Consider the following 19,777-nt stretch of genomic DNA (forward strand, 5'->3'; position numbering starts at 1 on the left):
CAATATCGTCATTCCCGCGAATGCGGGAATCCATCTTATTCCTTCTTCGTGCCTTTGCGCCTTTGCGTGAGATTTTCTGATTTCACGCAAAGGCGCAAAGGCACGAAGAAGAGAACCGATACCCGCTTCGCGGGAGCAACGATCACAAATGTTCTTCCTTTGTTCCTGTCAAGGCGATACCATTGCAAGGTGGAATCGCCCAAAGCCCTACCCCCCATCGCCGGCCGCGGTGCGCCGACCAATCTTCGTCCGACCCGCACCGGCTCGCTGGGCCGCGAGGCCGACGGCGACTGGCTCGATGAATCCGAAACCGTCGACGGCGCCGCCCCACGCCTGCGCACCACCGTCACCGTCGAGCATCCCAAGACGATCATCTCGCGCAATGCCTCGCCCGACATCGGCTTCGATCGCTCGATCAACCCCTATCGCGGCTGCGAGCATGGCTGCATCTATTGCTTCGCGCGCCCGACGCACGCCTTCCACGACCTCTCGCCCGGCCTCGATTTCGAGAGCAGGCTCTTCGCCAAGCCCGACGCGGCGAAGCTGCTCCGCGCCGAACTCGCGAAGCGCAACTACAAGCCCGCACCGCTCGCGATCGGCACCAACACCGACGGCTACCAGCCGATCGAGCGCGAATGGGGCATCACCCGCGGCGTGATCGAGGTGCTCGCCGAAACGAAGCACCCGCTCATCGTCACCACCAAGTCCGACCGCATCCTGCGCGACATCGACCTGCTCGCGGGGATGGCGAAGGACGGTCTCGTCGGCGTGGCGGTCTCGGTCACCAGCCTCGACCCCGCCATCGCGCGCACGCTCGAGCCGCGCGCCCCGCACCCGCGCCGCCGCCTCGCCGCGATCCGGGCGCTGATCGACGCGGGCGTGCCGACGCAGGTCAATATCTCGCCGATCATCCCCGCGATCACCGATCACGAGATCGAGGCGATCATGGCGGCGGCCGCCGAGGCTGGCGCGATTCGTGCTTCGTACATCCTGATGCGCCTGCCGTACGAGGTCGCCCCGCTCTTCCGCGCCTGGCTCGCGGCGCATTATCCCGACCGCGCCGACAAGGTCATGCACATGGTCCAGGACATCCGCGGCGGCCGCGACAACGACCCCAATTTCTTCACCCGCATGAAGGGCCACGGCGTCTGGGCCCAGCTCATCCGCACCCGCGTCAAACGCGCCGCGCGCGCGCATGGCCTGGACAAGAGCTTCCCCCCGATCCGCAGCGACCTCTTCCGCCCGCCCGAGAGGGATGGGCAGATGGAGCTGTTCTAGGCCCCCACCAGCGACTTCAGCTTGTAATCCTTGTAATCGTCGCGGATCTGGCGCTTCAGGATCTTGCCCGTCGCGGTGTGCGGCAATTCGTCGACGAAGACGACCTCGTCGGGCAGCCACCATTTGGCGACCTTGTCCTTCAAATAATCGACGATGACCGCCTCGCTCGTCTCGGCGCCGGGCTTCTTCACGATCAGCAGGATCGGCCGCTCGTCCCACTTCGGATGATAGACGCCGACCGCCGCGGCTTCCTGCACCCCCGGCGCGCCGACCGCGGCATTTTCGAGCTCGATCGACGAAATCCATTCGCCGCCCGACTTGATGACATCCTTCGCGCGGTCGGTGATCTGCATGACCCCGTCGGGGTGGATCACCGCGACGTCGCCGGTGTCGAACCAGCCGTCGTCGTCGGCCGCATCCTCATCGGCACGGAAATAGCGCTGGATGATCCACGGCCCGCGGATCTGCAGCCGCCCGCTCGTCTCGCCGTCGCGCGGCAGCAGCGCGCCGTCGTCGTCGACGGTGCGCAGCTCGACCCCGAAGGGCGGGCAGCCCTGCTTGGCGACATTGTCGACCTTCTCGTCGAAGCTCATCGCGTCCCAGTTCCACGGGCGCTTGCCCATCGTCCCGATCGGCGAGGTTTCGGTCATGCCCCAGGCGTGCGCGACCTCGATATCGTCGCGCATGAAGCGCTCGATCATCGCGCGCGGGCACGCCGAGCCGCCGATGATCACACGCTTCAGCTTGCCGTAACCGATCCCCGTCGCATCCATATGCGCGAACATCGCGATCCACACCGTCGGCACGCCCGCGCTGTGCGTCACGCCCTCATTGTGGATCAGGTCGCAGAGGATCTGCGCATCGTTGCTCGCCGAAAAGACCAGCTTCGCCCCCACCGTCGCCGCGGCGAAGGGAATGCCCCAGCTGTTGGCGTGGAACATCGGCACGATCGGCAGCACGACGCTGCGGTTCGCCATGTCGAACACGTCGGGCTGGATCTCGGTGATCGCGTGGATGACGTTCGAGCGATGCTCGTAGATCACCCCCTTGGGATTGCCCGTCGTGCCGCTGGTATAGCAGAGCCCCACCGGATCGCGCTCGTCGAGCGCCACCCACTCGAAACTGCCGTCCTCGGCGTCGATCAGGTCGCGGTACGAGAGATAGCCGTCCCGCGCGGGCGCATCGAACAGGATAAAATGCTCGACCGTCGGCAATTGATCGCGCAGCCGCTCGACGATCGGCAGGAACATCGCGTCGAAGAACAGCACCCGGTCCGCGGCATGGTTGATGATGTAGACCAGCTGCTCGTCGAACAATCGCGGGTTCACCGTGTGCAGCACCCCGCCCATGCCGGCGCTGCCGTACCAGCTGACGAGGTGATGGCCGTGGTTCATCGCCAGCGTCGCGATGCGGTCGCCCTTGGTCAGCCCGAGCCGTGTCATCGCCGCGGCGAAGCGGCGCGCGTCGCGGCCCACCTCGCCCCAGGTCGACCGCGTCATGCTGCCGTCGGCCCAGCGCGACACGATCTCGCGCCCCCCATGCTCGCGCGCGGCATGGTCGATCAGGCTGGTGACGAGTAACGGCTGGCCCTGCATTCCCATTTCGGCATCCTCTTTGTGGTTTTGCCTTGGATAAGGCCGAGAATGGCGGGGGCGCAAGCGCTATCCGCGCACGCGGAAATCCTTCGGCGCCGCGAGCGACAGCTTGGGCTCGACCAACCCCGCGACCAGTTCGAGCCGCGCGACGAGGTCGGGGTCGAGCGCGAAGCGGCGGCCGAGGTTGATCCGGATGTCGCGCCCGGTGTCGGGATCGGGCGTGGTGACGATGATCGCGCCGCGCGCATCGTCACGCCGCTCGGCGAGCCGCGCCAGCTCGGTCACCGCGTCGGCCGCCTCGATCCGGCATTCGAGCTGCAGCGCCGCGGTCGCCGCGATATCGGCGAGCGGCTGCGCCCCGCGCACCGTCACGCGCGGCGTCTCCTCGCCCTCGAGCAGGTCGAGTTCGACGTTGAGCATCGCGCAGCCGCCATAACCCGCGAGCGTTTCCAGCACCTTGCCCGCCATCTCGTCGAAGCAGCTCGACTGGAACTGGCCACTGCGGTCGGACAAGGTCAGGTTCAGGAAGCGATTGCCGCGCTGCGACACGCGCGGGCGCGCGCTTTCGACCATCGCCGCCATCACCATCGGGATGCGCGTCCCCGGCGTCATCACGACATTGGCGCAGATGTCGCCATAGCTGCGGGCGCCGCGCGCCGCGACGATCGCCTCATATTGCTCGACCGGGTGCGCCGAGAAATAGAAGCCGAACGCCTCCTTCTCGCGCGTCATCCGTTCGCCCAGCGTCCAGGGTTCGGCCGCGGGCAATTGCAGCGCGGGCGCGAGGTCGACGTCGCCGCCGAACAGCCCGCCCTGCCCCGTCGAACGCTCGTGCGCGCTGCTGTTCGCGCAGGCGAGCAACGCCTCGGCCCCGGCATAGGCGCGCGGCCGCTCGGGCTCGACCGGATCGAAGGCCCCCGCCCCCGCCAGCGCCTCGATCTGCCGCCGGTTGAGCTGCTTCGGATCGATCCGCCCGGCAAAATCGTCGAGGCTCGCAAAATCGCCATGCGCGCGGCGCTCGGCGACCAGCGCCTCCATCGCCTTTTCGCCGACACCCTTCAGCGCGCCGAGCGCATAGCGCACCGCCAGCTCGCCATCGGCCTCGCCGACCGAAAAATCGGCCTCGCTGTCGTTGATCGACGGCGGCGCGATGCCGACGTTCAAGCGGCGCATATCGTCGATGAAGATCGAGAGCTTGTCGGTCTGATGGCTGTCGAACGACATCGACGCCGCGAAAAATTCGTGCGGATGATGCGCCTTCAGCCACGCCGTCTGGTACGATAGTAAAGCATAGGCCGCGGCATGGCTCTTGTTGAAGCCATAGCCTGCAAATTTGTCGATCAAGTCGAACAGCTCGTTCGCCGCCTTGGCGTCGATGCCATTATGCTCGCCGCAGCCCTTGACGAAGGTGTCGCGCTGCGCGTCCATCTCGGCCTGGACCTTCTTGCCCATCGCGCGGCGCAAGAGGTCGGCGCCGCCGAGGCTGTAGCCGGCTAGGATCTGCGCCGCCTGCATCACCTGTTCCTGATAGACGAAGATGCCGTATGTTTCTGCGAGGATGCCCTCGAGCAGGGAATGCGGATAGGCGATGGGCTCGCGCCCGTTCTTGCGCGCGCCGAACAGCGGGATATTGTCCATCGGCCCCGGGCGATAGAGCGCGACGAGCGCGATGATGTCGCCGAAATTGGTCGGTTTCACCGCCGACAGCGTGCGCCGCATGCCTTCGGATTCCAGCTGGAACACCCCGACCGTCTCACCGCGCTGGAGCAATTCATAGACCGCCGGGTCATCCCACGCGAGCGCGTCGAGATCGACGTCGATTCCGCGCAGCGCGAGCAAGCGCCGCGCCTCCTTGAGCACCGACAGCGTCTTCAAACCAAGGAAGTCGAACTTCACCAGCCCCGCGCTCTCGACATATTTCATGTCGAACTGGGTCACGGGCATGTCCGAGCGCGGGTCGCGATAGAGCGGGACGAGCTGGTCGAGCGGCCGGTCGCCGATCACCACGCCCGCGGCGTGGGTCGAGCTGTGCCGCGGCAGGCCCTCCAGCTGGCGCGCCATGTCGAACAGGCGGCGCACCCCGTCGTCCTGCTTATATTCGGTCATCAGCTCGGCGACGCCGTTCAGCGCGCGGTCGAGCGTCCAGGGGTCGGTCGGATGGTTGGGCACCAGCTTCGCGAGCCGGTCGACCTGGCCATAGCTCATCTGGAGCACGCGGCCGGTGTCCTTCAGCACCGCGCGCGCCTTCAGCTTCCCAAAGGTGATGATCTGCGCGACGGTGTCGCGGCCGTATTTCTCCTGCACATAGCGGATCACTTCGCCGCGCCGCGTTTCGCAGAAGTCGATGTCGAAGTCGGGCATCGACACGCGCTCGGGGTTGAGGAAGCGCTCGAACAGCAGGCCCAGCTTCAGGGGATCGAGGTCGGTGATCGTCAGCGCCCAGGCGACGACGCTGCCCGCGCCCGACCCGCGCCCCGGCCCGACCGGGATGTCGTGCATCTTCGCCCATTTGATGAAGTCGGCGACGATCAGGAAATAACCGGGGAAGCCCATCTGAACGATGACCCCGACTTCGAAGTCGAGCCGCGCGACATAGGCGTTCCGCTCTTCCTCACGAAGATCAGGATAGAGCGCCAGCCGCGCCTCCAGCCCCGCGCGCGCGTCGGCGGCGAGCTGCGCCGCCTCGCCCTCGCGGTCGCCCGCAAGGCTCGGCAGGATCGGCGCGCGCTTGGGCGCCATGAAGGCGCAGCGCTGCGCGATCACGACGCTGTTGCGGATCGCCTCGGGCAGGTCGGAGAACGCATCCTCCATCGCCTCGGCGGGCTTCAGCCACGCCTCGGGGCTCGACACGCGCCGGTCCTCGCTCTCGACATAGGCCGATTGCGCGATGCACAGCATCGCATCATGCGCGGCGTGGAACTGCGGCTCGACGAAATTGGCCGGATTGGTCGCGACGATCGGCAGCGCGCGCGCATAGGCCATGTCGAGCAGCGCCTTTTCGGCCGCCTTCTCGGCCGCGTCGCCGCGCCGCGACAATTCGATATAGAGCCGCCCGCCGAACAGCGCTTCGAGCTGCTCGACATAATCTTCGGCCGCCGATTGCTGCTCGCCCGCGAGCAATCGCGTCAGCGCGCCCTCGCCGCCGCCGGTCAGGCAGATCAGCCCGTCGGTCTTGCCCGCGAGCGACGCCAAAGTGACATGCGGGTCCTGCTCGACCGGCCGCCCGAGATGCGCCGCCGACACCAGCGCGCAGAGATTGTCGTAGCCCGTCTCGTCCTGCGCAAAGAGCGCCAGCCAGTCGATCTGCGGCGCGCCGTTCGCCAGCCGCGGCCCCGGCCGCGCGACGCTCAGGTAAATGCCGACGATCGGCTGCACCCCCGCCGCCTTGCACGCCTCGCCGAACGCCATCGCGCCGTAAAGCCCGTTGCGGTCGCAGATCGCCACCGCGGGAAAGCCGCGCTCGCGCGCCGCCTTGGCAATCGCCTTGGGGTCGATCGCCCCTTCGAGCATGGTGTAGCTGGAAAAGACGCGCAGGGGGACAAAGGGGCTGTAGGCCATGGCATGACGCTATCGTGACAAGGGCGATTCGGCCATGCTCAATCGCGCGTGCCGTGTCCCCGAAAATGGCCTTTTCATTGCATCCGGCCGCAATCCATGCCCCAATCGCCGCCATCGAAGCAGCAAGGGGAAAGTGACCATGAGCAACGGTTCCGCCAGCCTGATCGCACGAGCCAAAGCAATGATTTTACAGCCTAAAAGCGAGTGGCAGGTCGTCGCGACCGAGCCCGACTCGGCACAGGGCATTTTCATGCGCTACGTCGTTCCCCTCGCCGCCATCGGTCCGATCGCCGGCTTCATCGGCATGCAGGTGTTCGGAATCCAGCTCTTCGGGGTCAGCTTCAAGCCCAGCCTGATGGCCGGCCTCACGCAGGCGATCGTCGGTTATCTGCTCGCGCTCGTCTCGGTGTGGGTGATCACCTTCATCATCGACGCGCTCGCGCCGTCGTTCGGCGGGACATCGGACCGCACGCAGGCGATGAAGCTCGCGGCCTATGCCGGGACCGCGGGCTATCTCGGCGGGATCTTCGGCATCGTCCCCGCCATCGCGGCGCTGGGCCTGCTCGCGAGCCTCTACGGCCTCTACCTGCTCTACCTCGGCGCCACCCCGGTGATGAAGGTGCCGCAGGACCGCGCGGTGGTCTTCGTGCTCATCCTCATCGTCGCGGCGATCGCCGCCTATTTCGTGATCGGCCTGATCACCGCCGCGATCACCGGACCGATGATGACGCCGCCGGCGGTGACGATCAGCTAGCGGCGACGCTGCGCTCCAAAGCCCTCTCCCCTTCAGGGGAGAGGATAGCGCAGCTTGCTCCGTCAGGAGCTAGCGAAGCTTGGAGAGGGGCTTGGCCCTCGAAGGCTCGGAAACCCCTCTCAACTCCGGCCAGGCAGCAAGCTGCGAGGCCTGCGTATCTCTCCCCTGAAGGAGAGAGAGCAGAAGAGCTACCCCAGCAATTCCTCGATCTCTTTGCGCAATTGCTCGGGTTTCGTCGTCGGCGCGTGGCGCGAGACGGTCTTGCCGTCGCGGTCGACCAGGAATTTGGTGAAATTCCACTTGATCCCGCTGCCGAGCAGCCCGGTCTTTTCTTTCTTCAGATGCTTGAAGATCGGATCGGCATCGTCGCCATTGACGTCGATCTTCGCCATCAGCGGGAAGGACACGTCATAGGTCAGCGAACAGAAATTCGCGATTTCCTCGGCATTGCCGGGCTCCTGCGCGCCGAACTGGTTGCAGGGGAAAGCGAGGATTTCCAGCCCGCGATCCTTGTAATCGCGATACAGCTCCTCCAGCCCCTCATATTGCGGGGTGAAGCCGCATTTCGACGCGGTGTTGACGATCAGCAGCACCTTGCCCTTGTAATCGGCCAGCGACTGCGTCGCACCACCCGGCAGTTTCGCCGAAAGATCATAAAGTCCCATTCCGACCTCCCCTGGTTTCCACCTTCGCCATCATGCCGCCACCCGCCCTTCGTGCAAGCGCAGCACGCGGTCCATCTTCGCCGCCAGCCGCTCGTTGTGCGTCGCGACCAGCGCCGCCGAGCCATGGTCGCGCACCAGCGACACGAACTGGTCGAACACCTTGTCCGACGTCGCCTCGTCGAGATTGCCCGTCGGCTCATCGGCGAGCACCAGCAGCGGCCGGTTCGCCAGCGCGCGCGCCACCGCGACGCGCTGCTGCTCGCCCCCCGACAGCTTGCTCGGCTTGTGGTGCAGCCGCTCGGCGAGCCCCAGCCGCGTCAGCAGTTCCGCCGCACGTTCCTCGGCCTCGGACTGACCCGTGCCGCGGATCAACTGCGGCAGCACGACATTCTCGACCGCGTTGAAATCGGGCAGCAGATGGTGGAACTGATAGACGAAGCCGATCTTCTCGCGCCGCGTCGCGGTCCGCGCATCCTGGTCGAAGCGCGTCACATCCTCGCCGTCGATCATGATCTTGCCGCCGAAGCCGCCCTCGAGCAGCCCGACGGCTTGCAGCAGGGTCGACTTGCCCGATCCCGACGGCCCCAGCAGTGCGACGATCTCGCTCGGGCGCAGCCGCGCGTCGACCCCGCGCAGCACGTCGATCCGCGCCCCGCCCTGCTCGAAATGCCGGGTCAACCCGACCAGTTGCAGCACGTCATTCATAGCGCAGCACCTGCACGGGATCCGTGTTAGCAGCCTTATAGGCCGGGTAGAGCGTCGCGAGGAAGCTGAAGACGATGGTCATCACCACCACCACGGCGATCTCGACCGGATTGGGCTTCGACGGCAGCTCGGTCAGGAAGCGCACCGACGGGTCCCATAGATTCTGCCCCGACAGATATCCGATGCCGTTCAATATGCCCTTGCGGAAATAGAGCGCCACGAAACCGAGGATCAGCCCGACGATCGTCCCCCCGACGCCGATCGACACCCCGATCGCGACGAAGATGCGCAGCACCGAATTGCGCGGCGCGCCCATCGTGCGGATGATCGCGATGTCGCGCGTCTTGGCGCGCACCAGCATGATCAGCGACGACACGATGTTGAACGCCGCGACCAGGATGATCAGCGACAGGATCACGAACAGCGCGACGCGCTCGACCGACAGCGCCTCGAACAGGCTGCTGTTCATCGACCGCCAGTCGGAGACCACCGCCTGCGCCGCCAGTTTCTGCGCCAGCGGGTCGAGTATCTCGCCGACCCGGTCGGCATCCTCGGTCTCGACCTTGATCAGCCCGATCTGGTCGCCGGTGAGCAGCAGCAATTGCGCATCGGCCATCGGCATGATGATATAAGTCTTGTCGAAGTCGTAGACCCCGATCTCGAAGATCGCGCCGACGCGGTAGCTGATCTCGCGCGGCACCGTCCCGAACGGCGTCGAGCGCCCCGCGGGGTTGATGATCGTGATCCGCGAGCCGACCGTCGCGCCCAGGTTGCGTGCCAGTTCGGAGCCCAGCGCGACCTCGCCCGACCCGTCGGTGAGCCGCGCGAGGCTGCCCTGCAGCACCTCGCCCTTCAATATATTGTTGTTGCGGATGTCGGCGACCAGCATGCCGCGCACCGCGACCCCCTCGACCCGGCCGTTGAAGGTGGTCAGCAGCGGCTGTTCGACGATCGGCGTCGCCTCGGTCACCCCCGGCGTCGCGCGCACTTCCTTCAGCACGTCGCGCCAATTGTCGATGCGCCCGCCGAAACCCTGCACCACCGCATGGCCGTTCAGCCCGACGATCTTGTCGAACAGCTCGCCGCGCACCCCGTTCACCACGCTCATTACGATGACCAGCGCGGCGACCCCCAGCATCACCGCGGTGAAGCTGAACGCCGCGGCGACGAAGATGAAACCCTCGCCGCGATGCGGAAGCAGATAGCGTTTGAAGATGGTGCGCTCGTACGGACGCAAGATCATGAGCGGGTCGGTCCCTCGGACCGGCGGGAAATCGCGGTCATAGCGCCGCTTTAGGGGCGCGCCCCGGCGCTGGCAATGGCCGCGATGCCCGCGATCCACTTGCGAGCGATTCGCAAAATCTGTTGCCCATCGGCCACAGGCGCGGGCAAAAGCATCGCATGCTAACCGCCAGAGGGTGACAAGCCGTCCCCGGGGGCCTACCCCAATGACTTCTGGATCACGCGGCTAAAGGCCCGGTTCCGGGGAGTGTGGACGCTTCGCCTCGTCCACGCAAAAGGGGGATGGCGGTAGTTCGTCACAGGCGCCCGGGTCTCTCCAGAGGCCCGGGCGTTGTGATTCGTGGCCCGATTTTGCCGGGAAAAGCTATTCGGCGGCTAGGCTCCGACGCGTGCAATCCTGCGCCCTGGACAGTGCGGTGTTCAGGACGGTGTCCTGCCCGTTCCGCCAGTCCGCGATCCCTTGCTCGACCGGTACATCGGGCATCACCGCGGTCGTGCCGGGCGCGTCGAACCGATACCGGCGCTGGGCGACCGACACGCGCAAGCCCGAATTCGGAAGCGAAAACCAGCCATTCTCCTGATATCCGTTCGGGTTCGCCCCCGTCGGCAGGCCAATGAGGATGGCCTCGGTCTCGCGGCGCATGTCGGTGACATTGGTCATCGCGGCCGAAAAGGTGGCGGGGCCCGTCAGCACGAACAGGCAGCCCTCGCGATTCAATTGCGACCGCTCCCAGGCCGGATAGACCAGATATTGCCGCCCCGCGGGCAGCGAACCGCCGCCATTTTTCCGGAAATCGACGATCAGCGCGCGGGCTTTCGCCGTGTCGATCGCGGCCCAGATGGCCGGGCTGTCCGCCGCCAGCGCATGATAGCTCGCGAAATCGAGATGCGCGACGTCGCCGAGCATGCGCAGCCGAAGACCGCGGGCGGCTTCATAGGCCGCTGGCCGGCCGCCGGGACCGATCGTCACATAACCGGGTCTGTCCGCCGGCGCCTGCGCCGCGAAGCGCCTGTCGTAGCGCCGCTTGTCCGCGGTCTCGAAGCCGAAAGCCGCCCGGCGCAGGCTGCGCGACACCCCAAGCGCATTCAGGGGCTCGGCCTGCGTCAACAGGCCCGCGAGCACATGGCGTTCGTGCCAGCGATTCTCGTTGCGCGGCACCAGATCCAGGAGTTTTTCGGTGGCCTTCTCGATCGGGACGTCGTCGATCGCGACCAGCTTGTCGCCGAGCATCGCGGCATGCGCCGGAGCCGCCCGCACGACGTAAAAGCCGTCCTCGATCCAGCTCACTTCGAAGGGATAGCGCGCGTAGCGATCGGAGACGGCGACGAAGCTGTGCCCGTCCCCGATCGCCGCGGCGATGCGTTGGAGCGCGACGACCATGGCATGATCCTCGACCCGGTCCGCGCGCTTGGCCTCATCGGCGAGTTGCTCGACCTTGGCCCGCGAGACGAAGTTCCAGGGGTCGCGGTGCTTCGTTTCGATCCCCGCGACGAGCGCATCGACATCCTCGCGCCATTGCTCGGCAGTGAGATGGGGGATGTCCTTGGCCCAGCAGGCCCCGCCCATCCCCGATGCCGCCAAGAATAATAGGATCGCCCTCGCGAACATGCATGGCCTCGCCGTCATCATGATTTTCCAAGGCCGGCCTTCGTTCGCGAAAGGAGGCGCGCTCTGCTCGAACAGGATTGCGCCGGACGCCCTACCCCTCGCTCTCGCTGATATCCTCGAGCATCTCGGTATCGAGCACGCGCACGCGCCCCTGTTCGAGCGAGATGACCCCCGATTCCTCCCAGCTTTTGAGCTGCCGGTTGATATGCTCGCGGCTCATCCCCGCAAAATTGCCGAGCTCGGTCTGGCTGAGTTCGACGCGGTGCGACGTATCGGGGCTGTCCTTGCGAATCAGGCGCTTCAAATAGCGCGCGAGCCGCGGGCCCGAGGCATAGGCGCGGTCGCTCTCGATCGTCTGGTCGGCGGTGCGCAACCGCCGCGCGAGCTGCTGCATCAGCGACCAGGCGAATTCGGGGTGGCTGGTGACGAAATCGCGCAGCGCGTTGCGCCCCAGTTGCAGGCCGCCGCCCGCGCTCGTCGCGGTCACCGATGCGGTGCGCTCGCCGCCGTCGAGCAGCGCGATCTCGCCCAGCACCGCGCCAGGCTCGGCATAGGCAAGCACGATCTCGCGCCCGCCCGCGGTCAGCATCGACACGCGCGCGGTGCCGCTGGTCAGGATCAGCAGGCTGTCGCCGGGGTCGCCCTGGCAGAGCAGTTCCTTGCCCTTGCCGAATTGAACCTGCACCGCGCGGCCCGCGATGTCGGCCCAGTCCTGGACCGTCAGGCCGGAGAATATGCTGTCGGGGCCCTGTAGTTCGGCGAGTTTCGCGTGATCCATAAGCCCCGTTTTCCCCTGTTCAGACCAGCCGGCTGTGCTTCACCGCCGCCTCGATGAACCCGGCGAAGAGCGGGTGCGGGTCGAAGGGCTTCGACTTGAGCTCCGGATGGAATTGCACCCCAATGAACCACGGATGGTCCGGTCTTTCAACGATTTCGGGCAGCATGCCGTCGGGAGACATGCCCGAGAAGACCAGCCCGCCGTCCTCGAGCCGGTCGCGGTAGGCGCCATTGACCTCGTACCGGTGGCGATGGCGCTCGCTGATCTCGTTCGAACCATAGACCGCCGCGACATGGCTGTTCGGCGAGAGTCTCGCCTCATAGGCGCCGAGCCGCATCGTCCCGCCAAGGTCGGTGTCGGCGCCGCGCTGCTGCAGGCCCTCGGCGCTCATCCATTCGGTGATCATGCCGACGACCGGCTCGTCGGTCTTGCCGAATTCGGTGCTCGACGCATTCTGGATGCCGCTGGTATTCCGCGCGCCTTCGATGCACGCCATCTGCATGCCGAGGCAGATGCCGAAAAAGGGCACATTCCGCTCGCGCGCGAAGCGCACGCTCGAAATCTTGCCTTCCGAGCCGCGTTCGCCGAAGCCGCCGGGGACCAGGATGCCGTGCAAGGGCTCGAGATTTTCGGCGAGATTGCCGTCTTCCTCGAATATTTCGGCGTCGAGCCAGCGGATGTTGACCTTCACCCGGTTCGCCATGCCGCCATGCACCAGCGCCTCGTTCAGGCTCTTATAGGCATCGGGCAGCGACACATATTTGCCGACGACGCCGATCGTGACTTCGCCCTCGGGGTGCTGCTTGCGGTCCATGATGTCGTACCAGCGCGACAGGTCGGGCTCGGGCGCGTCGTGGATGCCAAAGGCGCGCAGCACTTCGCCGTCGAGCCCCTCGCCATGATATTGCACCGGCACCGAATAGATGCTGTCGGCGTCGAGCGCCGGGATCACCGCTTCCTTTCGCACGTTGCAGAATTGCGCGATCTTCGCGCGCTCGCCCTCGGGCAACGGCTTTTCGCAGCGGCAGAGCAGGATGTCGGGCTGGACGCCCAGCGACGCCAGTTCGCGCACGCTATGCTGCGTCGGCTTTGTCTTGAGCTCGCCCGCGGCGGCGATGTACGGCACCAGCGTGACGTGCACCGACAGCGTCTTGTCGCGCCCCTCTTCGTTGCGCAGCTGGCGGATCGCCTCGATGAACGGCAGCGATTCGATGTCGCCGACGGTGCCGCCGATCTCGCACAGCACGAAGTCGAGGTCGTCGATATCGGTGCGCGCGAACGCCTTGATCGCGTCGGTAACGTGCGGGACCACCTGCACCGTCGCACCCAGATAATCGCCGCGGCGTTCCTTGGTGATGATCTGCTGATAGATGCGGCCCGAGGTGACATTGTCGCTCTGCCGCGCCGCGACGCCGGTGAAGCGCTCGTAATGGCCGAGGTCGAGGTCGGTCTCCGCGCCGTCGTCGGTCACATAGACTTCGCCATGCTGATAGGGCGACATCGTGCCCGGATCGACGTTCAGATAGGGGTCGAACTTCCGGATACGGACGCGATAGCCACGCGCTTGCAGCAAAGCCGCGAGGCTTGCCGCCATCAGACCTTTGCCAAGCGAGGAGACCACGCCGCCGGTGATAAAAATGAACCGCGCCATGGGAGGAAAGACTTACTCAACAGGAGGGGGACGGCGCAAGCCGTCGAATCGCGAACGGCGGAAATAATTCCGCCGCCTGCGAATGCGGGAGTCGGAAGCGCCCTACGGCGCCGCCGCTTACTTCTTGGCGGGAGCCGGCGCCTCGGCCGGCGGCGCGCCCGCGGCCGCGGCGGCGGCGAGCGGATCGTCGCTCGGCAGCGCCTGCGGCGCACCGGTGGTGCTCGTCGCCGGGGCCTGCGCAGGACCGGTCAGCGGCGAAGCGCCGCCGGTAGCCGGGGTGGCCTGGCCGGCCTTCGACAGCGAGGTGTCGATCGTCGAGCCGCCCGAGCCGCGCACCGACGCCATCGCGGCGAGGATGATCGACAGCGCGACGAAGGCGGTCGCGAGCACGGTGGTCGCGCGCGTCATGAAATCGGCCGCGCCGCGCGCCGAAAGCAGGCCCGCGGGGCTGCCGCCGACGCCGAGCCCGCCGCCTTCCGACTTCTGCATCAGGATGACCCCGATCATCGCGGCGGCGACGACGGCCTGGACGACGAGCAGGAAGGTGAAGAGGTTCGACATCGATAGTTCCCGGAAAATTCATGGGGCCGCACCGCGGCCGGTCTGGCGGTGCACATAGAGGCGAAGGGCCGCGGCTTCAAGGCATAGCTGGAAAGCTCGGCTGACCTCTTTCTCCCCTCCCGCTTGCGGGAGGGGTCGGGGGTGGGCAAGCAGCGTAGCCATAGCCCACCCCACTGCGACTAACGAGCAAGCTCGTAAGTCTCGCTGCCCCTCCCGCGTGCGGGAGGGGAGGTCAGAGCCCCGCCCCCGCCGCCACGATCGGAATGAATTTCGCCGCGGTCAGGCTCGCACCGCCGACCAGCGCCCCGTCGACGTCGCCCGCGCCCAACAGCTCCGCGGCATTCTCGCCATTGACCGACCCGCCATAGAGCAGTCGCATGACCTCGGCGCCCGCGCCGATCCGCTCGGCCAGCGCCGCGCGGATCGCGCCATGCATCGCCGCGACATCGTCCACCGTCGGCACCAGCCCGGTCCCGATCGCCCAGATCGGCTCATAGGCGATCGCGAGGCGCGCCGGATCGAATTCCACCGGCAGCGATTCGCGCACTTGCGCCAGCACATAATCGATCGCCCCGCCCGACTCGCGCACGGCGCGCGGCTCGCCGACGCACAGGATCACGTTCAGCCCCGCCGCCAGCGCCGCCTCGGCCTTGGCCTTCACCTCGGCATCGCCCTCGCCGCAGCCTTCGCGCCGCTCGCTGTGCCCGACGATCACCAGCGTCGCGCCGGCATCGACCAGCATCGCCGCCGCGACCGACCCGGTATAGGCGCCCGACGCCGCGGCGTGGCAGTCCTGCCCGCCGATCGCGGCTTCGGGCAGCGCCGCCGCCATCGCGCCGATCAGCGTGAAGGGCGGGCAGATCGCGACGTCGACCGCGGGGTGCTCGTCCGCCGCGGCGAAGATCGCCTGCGCTTCGGTCACCGCGTCCGACAGCCCGTTCATCTTCCAGTTGCCGACCACATATTTGCGCCGCGCCATCTTCGCTCCCTCCACTATCTCTGCCTGCCGCCGCCCTAGCGGTGCGCGGGCGCCAGTGGCAAGCCGCCTTTCCCGCCTTGATGCCATCGCCCGTCCCGCCTAAAGCCGCACCGAACCGCGCGTCCGCGCGCCCGCTCGAAAGAATGCCCGCTCGATGATTACCGCGATCCGCAGCCTCTTTTCCTCCACCTTCGGCAAGATCTTCGCCCTCGCCTTCATCGGCCTCATCGGCGTGCTCTTTGCGCTGAGCGACGTGGGCAACACGGGTTTCGGCGGCGGCATGGGCGACACCACCGTCGCCGACGTCGGCGAGGAACAGATCGGCCTCGCCGAACTGCGTCAGAGCATCAACCAGGCCTATGACCGCGCGCGCCAGCAGCAGCCCGGCCTGACGCGCGAAGCCTTTATCGAAGAAGGCGGCTTCGACGCCGTGCTCGACGACGTGATCCAGGGCGCGGCCTTCCGCCAGTTCGCGCGCGACCTCGGCTTCGGGGTCAGCAAGCGCCTCGTCGACGGCCAGATCGCCGACGCCTTCGCCGGCGTCTCGGGCAGCTTCGACCAGGCACGCTACAACGCCTATCTGCGCGAGAGCGGGGTCAGCGAGATGCAGCTGCGCCGCCAGATCGAAACCCTGCTGCTGATGCAGCAGCTCGGCGCGCCCGCGGGCACCACCCCGCGCACCGGCAACGGTATGGCCTTTCCTTATGCGGCGCTCCTCGTCGAGGAACGCCGCGGCCAGGCGACCTTCATCCCCGCCAGCAGCTTCGCCCCGTCGAACGATCCGGGCGACGCGGCGCTGCAGCAATATCTCAAGGACAATCGCTCGCGCTTCAGCATCCCCGAGCGCCGAATCCTGCAATATGCCGTGTTCGACCGTAACGTCGCCCCCGTTCCCGCGGTGACCGACAAGGAAATCGCCGACCTCTACAAGGCGAACGCCGCGCGCTTCGCCGCCAGCGAGACGCGCCGATTCATGCAGGTGATCGCCCCCGACCAGGCCGCCGCCAATGCGATCGCCGCAAAGGTCCGCGGCGGTACCGCGCTCGCCGCCGCCGCGCAGGCCGTCGGGCTCACCGCCGCGCCGTCGGGCGACGTCACCCAGACCGCTTACTCGGGGCTGACCAACGCCGCCGCCGCCAAGGCCGCCTTCGCCGCCAAGCGCGGCGACGTGCTCGGCCCGACGCAGACCGACCTCGGCTGGTCGGTGGCGCAGGTCGACGCGATCACCACCACCGCGGCGAAGACGCTCGAACAGGCGACCCCCGAAATCCGCGCCCAGCTCGAAAAGAACAAGGCCGAAGAGGCGCTGATCACTTATTACAACGCCGTCCAGGACGCGGCGAACGGCGGCGTGTCGATCGAGGAGATCGCCGGCGACCGCAAGCTGACGCTCGTCGAGACCCCGGCGATCCTGCCCAGCGGCCGCGCCCCGGCGCAGCCCGCCTATGCACTCCCCGCCGACCTCGCACCGATGATGGCGCAGGCGTTCCAGGGCGCCAGCGAGGGCGAGACGCATCTCGCGCAGCTCGTCGAGAACGAGAAATTCGCGGTCTATGCGGTCAAGTCGATCGTCGCCGCCGCGCCGCCGCCTTTCGCGCAGATCCGCGGCGAGCTGCTCGCCGACTGGAAACTGGCGCAGGGCCAGAAGATCGCGCGCGACAAGGCGCGCGGCATCGTCAAGGCGGTCGAGGGCAAGGCGAGCTTCGCCGACGCCGTGCGTGCCGCCGGGCCGCAGGCCGGCAGCATCCAGACGATCGGTGGGCGCCGCGGCGAACTCGGCCGCAATGGCGAGCGCGTGCCCCCCGAGCTGGCTTTGCTCTTCTCGATGGCGCCGAACACGGTCAAGACGCTCGAAATCCCCGGCAACCGCGGCTGGATGGTGCTCCAGCTCGGCGAGGTGAAGCGCCCCGAGGCCAAGGAAATCGACCCGCGGATGGTGGCCGGCCTCTCGCAGTCGCTGGCCAAGCAGTTCGGCCCCGAACTCGCCGAGCAGCTGATCGCCGAGGCGAAGCGCCGCGTCGGGGTGAAGATCAACCAGAAGCTGGTCAAACAGCTGCGCGACGAACTGACCGGCAAAACCCCGGTCGCGCAATAAGGTGGCGCTCGAAGGCAGGGCTGCGGCGCTCGAGGCGCTCGCGCGCGGCGACGGCGCGGTCGTCTGGCAGCGGCTGATCGCCGACGTCGAGACCCCAGTCTCGGCGGCGCTCAAGCTGATCGAACCCGGCCGCGGCGACTGGGTGCTCGAATCGGTCGAGAGCGGCGAGACGCGCGGGCGCTACAGCCTGGTCGGGCTCGACCCCGACCTGATGCTCGAGGTGCGCGGCGATACCGCGCGCATCAACCGCGGATGGCAGCACGACCGCACCGCCTTCACGCCGGTCGCCGCCCCCGCGCTCCAGGCGCTGCGCGACCTCGTCGCCGAATGCCGCTTCGACGTGCCCGCGGCTTTGCCCAAGGCGCTCGCGACGCTCGTCGGCTTCTTCGCTTACGAGACCATCGGCCTCGTCGAGCGCATCCCGCGCGCGCCGGGCGCCGGGCTCGGCCTGCCCGACATGGTCTTCGTGCGCCCGACGGTGATCCTCGTCTTCGACCGCCTCGCCGACGAGCTTTTCCTGATCGCGCCGATCTGGCCCGACGCCGACGGCGCGATCGACCGGATGATCGACGCCGCGCAGGACAAGCTCGACACCATCGCCGCGCGCCTCTCCAGCGCCAACCCGCACGCGGCGCGCGCGACGACGCTGACCGACCCCACCGCTATCGCCGCCAACCCGGCGATCGCGCCGCAGCATTTCGCGTCGATGGTGGCGACCGCGAAGGATTATATCGCCGCGGGCGACATCTTCCAGGTCGTGCTGTCGCAGCGCTTCTCGACCCCCTTCGACCTGCCGCCCTTCGACCTATACCGCGCGCTCCGCCGCGTGAATCCCTCGCCCTTCCTCTATTTCCTCGACCTGCCCGGCTTCGCGCTGATCGGCTCGTCGCCCGAGATCCTCGTGCGCGTGCGCGACGGCGAGATCACGATCCGGCCCATCGCGGGCACGCGCCCGCGCGGCCGCACCGGCGCCGAGGATGTCGAGAACCGCGACAGCCTGCTCGCCGACCCCAAGGAACGCGCCGAGCATCTGATGCTGCTCGACCTCGGCCGCAACGACGTCGGCCGCGCCGCGGTCGGCGGCAGCGTCGTCGTCACCGACAGCTACACCGTCGAATATTACAGCCACGTCATGCACATCGTGTCGAACGTCATCGGCCGCATCGCGCCCGACAAGGACGCCATCGACGCACTCTTCGCGGGCTTCCCCGCGGGCACGGTCAGCGGCGCGCCCAAGGTCCGCGCCTGCCAGATCATCGCCGAGCTCGAGGCCGATGCGCGCGGGCCCTACGCCGGCGGCGTCGGCTATTTCGCCCCCGACGGCAATATGGACAGCTGCATCGTGCTCAGGACCGCCATCGTCAAGGACGGCGAGATGCACGTCCAGGCCGGCGCGGGCATCGTCGCCGACAGCGACCCCGCCTACGAGCAGCGCGAGTGCGAGGCCAAGGCCGGCGCGCTCTTCGCCGCCGCGCGCGAAGCGGTGCGCCTCGCGGGCACGCCCGGCTACGGCCAGTGAAACGCGTCGCGGCGCTCCTGCTGGGCGCCGCGCTGGTTGCCGGGGCCTGGTTCGCGCTCAGCGACGGCGACCGGCCCACCGCGCCCGCCAAGCCGCCCAAACCCTCGGCCTGTAAGTCCGTCACCTTCGACGGCAAACGCTTCACCGAATGCATCGCCCTCCCCGGCCAGCACCGCATCTCCACGAAAATCACCGGCAAAAACGGCGTCATCTACCGCGGCTTCGCGGGCCTCGCCGAGGATGTCGATCCCGCCACGGTCGCCTTCGCGGTCAACGGCGGCATGTACGATACCGGCAGCGAACCCATCGGCTATTATGCCGAGGACGGCCAACGCCTCTACCCGCTCAACACCCGCGACGGCGGCGGCAATTTCTACCTGAAACCCAACGGCGTCTTCTTCGGCGAGCCCGACGGCGGCTGGCAGGTGATGACCAGCGATGATTTCGCGACCAAAGTGACGCAGCGCCCGAATTTCGGCACCCAGTCGGGCCCGATGCTGCTGATCGGCGGCGCGCTCAACCTCCAGATTTCACCCGACGGCACTTCGCTGAAAATCCGCAACGCGGTCGGCGTCGACCCGCAAGGCCGCGCGCATTTCGTCATCTCCGACGAGCCCGTCTCTTTCGGCACCCTCGCCGCGCTGATGCGCGACCATGCCAAGACCAGCGACGCGCTCTTCCTCGACGGCACCGTCTCGGCGCTCTGGGATCCGGCGAGCGACCGCATGGACGGCCGCTACCCGCTCGGCCCGCTGATCCTTGTCACCCACCGCTCCCCGGACTAGCCT

15 protein-coding genes are annotated in these 19,777 nt (G+C 67.4%); 5 read left to right on the forward strand and 10 right to left on the reverse strand.

Annotation, left to right across the window (positions count from 1 at the left end):
* Positions 1 to 189 precede the first annotated feature (189 nt).
* Positions 190 to 1,278, forward strand: a complete 1,089-nt coding sequence (locus ATE62_RS15570; RefSeq protein ID WP_197411724.1) for a PA0069 family radical SAM protein — start codon at positions 190 to 192, stop codon at positions 1,276 to 1,278.
* Here the strand turns inward: ATE62_RS15570 and ATE62_RS15575 are convergent.
* Positions 1,275 to 2,879 carry a long-chain fatty acid--CoA ligase gene (locus ATE62_RS15575; protein WP_058809371.1) on the reverse strand — a complete coding sequence of 535 codons (1,605 nt, stop codon included), beginning with the start codon at positions 2,877 to 2,879 and terminating at the stop codon, positions 1,275 to 1,277. The genes ATE62_RS15570 and ATE62_RS15575 overlap by 4 nt on opposite strands.
* A 60-nt stretch (positions 2,880 to 2,939) precedes the next feature.
* A complete protein-coding gene (dnaE, locus tag ATE62_RS15580; RefSeq protein ID WP_058809372.1) occupies positions 2,940 to 6,431 on the reverse strand; it encodes a DNA polymerase III subunit alpha in 3,492 nt (1,163 codons plus the stop codon).
* 139 nt (positions 6,432 to 6,570) lie between these two features.
* Here dnaE and ATE62_RS15585 point away from each other — a divergent pair, with 139 nt between their 5' ends.
* On the forward strand, positions 6,571 to 7,185 hold the full coding sequence (locus ATE62_RS15585; protein ID WP_058818556.1) for a Yip1 family protein: 615 nt from the start codon (positions 6,571 to 6,573) through the stop codon (positions 7,183 to 7,185).
* Positions 7,186 to 7,373: 188 nt separating this feature from the next.
* Here the strand turns inward: ATE62_RS15585 and ATE62_RS15590 are convergent, their stop codons facing one another.
* From ATE62_RS15590 to tpiA, 8 genes are all read right to left on the reverse strand, one after another.
* Entirely contained in the window at positions 7,374 to 7,850 is a 477-nt protein-coding gene (locus tag ATE62_RS15590; protein ID WP_058809374.1) for a glutathione peroxidase, read from the reverse strand.
* A gap of 30 nt (positions 7,851 to 7,880) precedes the next feature.
* Positions 7,881 to 8,555 carry an ABC transporter ATP-binding protein gene (locus tag ATE62_RS15595; protein ID WP_058809375.1) on the reverse strand — a complete coding sequence of 225 codons (675 nt, stop codon included), beginning with the start codon at positions 8,553 to 8,555 and terminating at the stop codon, positions 7,881 to 7,883.
* Positions 8,548 to 9,798 carry a lipoprotein-releasing ABC transporter permease subunit gene (locus tag ATE62_RS15600; protein ID WP_058809376.1) on the reverse strand — a complete coding sequence of 417 codons (1,251 nt, stop codon included), beginning with the start codon at positions 9,796 to 9,798 and terminating at the stop codon, positions 8,548 to 8,550. The genes ATE62_RS15595 and ATE62_RS15600 overlap by 8 nt, the downstream gene beginning before the upstream one ends.
* A gap of 363 nt (positions 9,799 to 10,161) precedes the next feature.
* A complete protein-coding gene (locus ATE62_RS15605) occupies positions 10,162 to 11,379 on the reverse strand; it encodes a hypothetical protein (RefSeq protein WP_156420617.1) in 1,218 nt (405 codons plus the stop codon).
* Positions 11,380 to 11,497: 118 nt separating this feature from the next.
* Positions 11,498 to 12,184 carry a Crp/Fnr family transcriptional regulator gene (locus ATE62_RS15610; protein ID WP_058809378.1) on the reverse strand — a complete coding sequence of 229 codons (687 nt, stop codon included), beginning with the start codon at positions 12,182 to 12,184 and terminating at the stop codon, positions 11,498 to 11,500.
* A gap of 19 nt (positions 12,185 to 12,203) precedes the next feature.
* Complete coding sequence (locus ATE62_RS15615; protein ID WP_058809379.1) at positions 12,204 to 13,835, reverse strand: CTP synthase; 1,632 nt, start codon at positions 13,833 to 13,835, stop codon at positions 12,204 to 12,206.
* Positions 13,836 to 13,952: 117 nt separating this feature from the next.
* The gene (gene secG / locus ATE62_RS15620; RefSeq protein ID WP_058809380.1) at positions 13,953 to 14,396 is read right to left on the reverse strand and encodes a preprotein translocase subunit SecG; all 444 of its coding nucleotides are present in this window, start codon (positions 14,394 to 14,396) and stop codon (positions 13,953 to 13,955) included.
* A 232-nt stretch (positions 14,397 to 14,628) separates the two neighbouring features.
* The gene (gene tpiA / locus ATE62_RS15625) at positions 14,629 to 15,375 is read right to left on the reverse strand and encodes a triose-phosphate isomerase (RefSeq protein ID WP_058809381.1); all 747 of its coding nucleotides are present in this window, start codon (positions 15,373 to 15,375) and stop codon (positions 14,629 to 14,631) included.
* 154 nt (positions 15,376 to 15,529) lie between these two features.
* Between tpiA and ATE62_RS15630 the strand changes: the two genes are divergently transcribed.
* The 3 genes from ATE62_RS15630 to ATE62_RS15640 are packed head-to-tail and all read left to right on the forward strand — an operon-like array spanning position 15,530 to position 19,774.
* Positions 15,530 to 17,470 carry a peptidylprolyl isomerase gene (locus ATE62_RS15630; RefSeq protein WP_058809382.1) on the forward strand — a complete coding sequence of 647 codons (1,941 nt, stop codon included), beginning with the start codon at positions 15,530 to 15,532 and terminating at the stop codon, positions 17,468 to 17,470.
* Position 17,471: 1 nt separating this feature from the next.
* Positions 17,472 to 18,989 carry an anthranilate synthase component I family protein gene (locus ATE62_RS15635; protein WP_058809383.1) on the forward strand — a complete coding sequence of 506 codons (1,518 nt, stop codon included), beginning with the start codon at positions 17,472 to 17,474 and terminating at the stop codon, positions 18,987 to 18,989.
* Positions 18,986 to 19,774, forward strand: a complete 789-nt coding sequence (locus ATE62_RS15640; RefSeq protein WP_058809384.1) for a phosphodiester glycosidase family protein — start codon at positions 18,986 to 18,988, stop codon at positions 19,772 to 19,774. The genes ATE62_RS15635 and ATE62_RS15640 overlap by 4 nt, the downstream gene beginning before the upstream one ends.
* The last annotated feature ends 3 nt before the right edge of the window (positions 19,775 to 19,777 follow it).

It is taken from the genome of Sphingopyxis sp. HIX (assembly GCF_001468285.1).
Taxonomy (GTDB): Bacteria; Pseudomonadota; Alphaproteobacteria; order Sphingomonadales; family Sphingomonadaceae; genus Sphingopyxis.

Coding starts and splice junctions, on each gene's coding strand:
- ATE62_RS15575 (WP_058809371.1), bottom strand. CDS start 2,879: ATGGGAATGCAGGGCCAGCCGTTACTCGTCACCAGCCTGATCGACCAT.
- dnaE (WP_058809372.1), bottom strand. CDS start 6,431: ATGGCCTACAGCCCCTTTGTCCCCCTGCGCGTCTTTTCCAGCTACACC.
- ATE62_RS15585 (WP_058818556.1), top strand. CDS start 6,571: ATGAGCAACGGTTCCGCCAGCCTGATCGCACGAGCCAAAGCAATGATT.
- ATE62_RS15590 (WP_058809374.1), bottom strand. CDS start 7,850: ATGGGACTTTATGATCTTTCGGCGAAACTGCCGGGTGGTGCGACGCAG.
- ATE62_RS15595 (WP_058809375.1), bottom strand. CDS start 8,555: ATGAATGACGTGCTGCAACTGGTCGGGTTGACCCGGCATTTCGAGCAG.
- ATE62_RS15600 (WP_058809376.1), bottom strand. CDS start 9,798: ATGATCTTGCGTCCGTACGAGCGCACCATCTTCAAACGCTATCTGCTT.
- ATE62_RS15610 (WP_058809378.1), bottom strand. CDS start 12,184: ATGGATCACGCGAAACTCGCCGAACTACAGGGCCCCGACAGCATATTC.
- ATE62_RS15615 (WP_058809379.1), bottom strand. CDS start 13,835: ATGGCGCGGTTCATTTTTATCACCGGCGGCGTGGTCTCCTCGCTTGGC.
- secG (WP_058809380.1), bottom strand. CDS start 14,396: ATGTCGAACCTCTTCACCTTCCTGCTCGTCGTCCAGGCCGTCGTCGCC.
- tpiA (WP_058809381.1), bottom strand. CDS start 15,375: ATGGCGCGGCGCAAATATGTGGTCGGCAACTGGAAGATGAACGGGCTG.
- ATE62_RS15630 (WP_058809382.1), top strand. CDS start 15,530: ATGATTACCGCGATCCGCAGCCTCTTTTCCTCCACCTTCGGCAAGATC.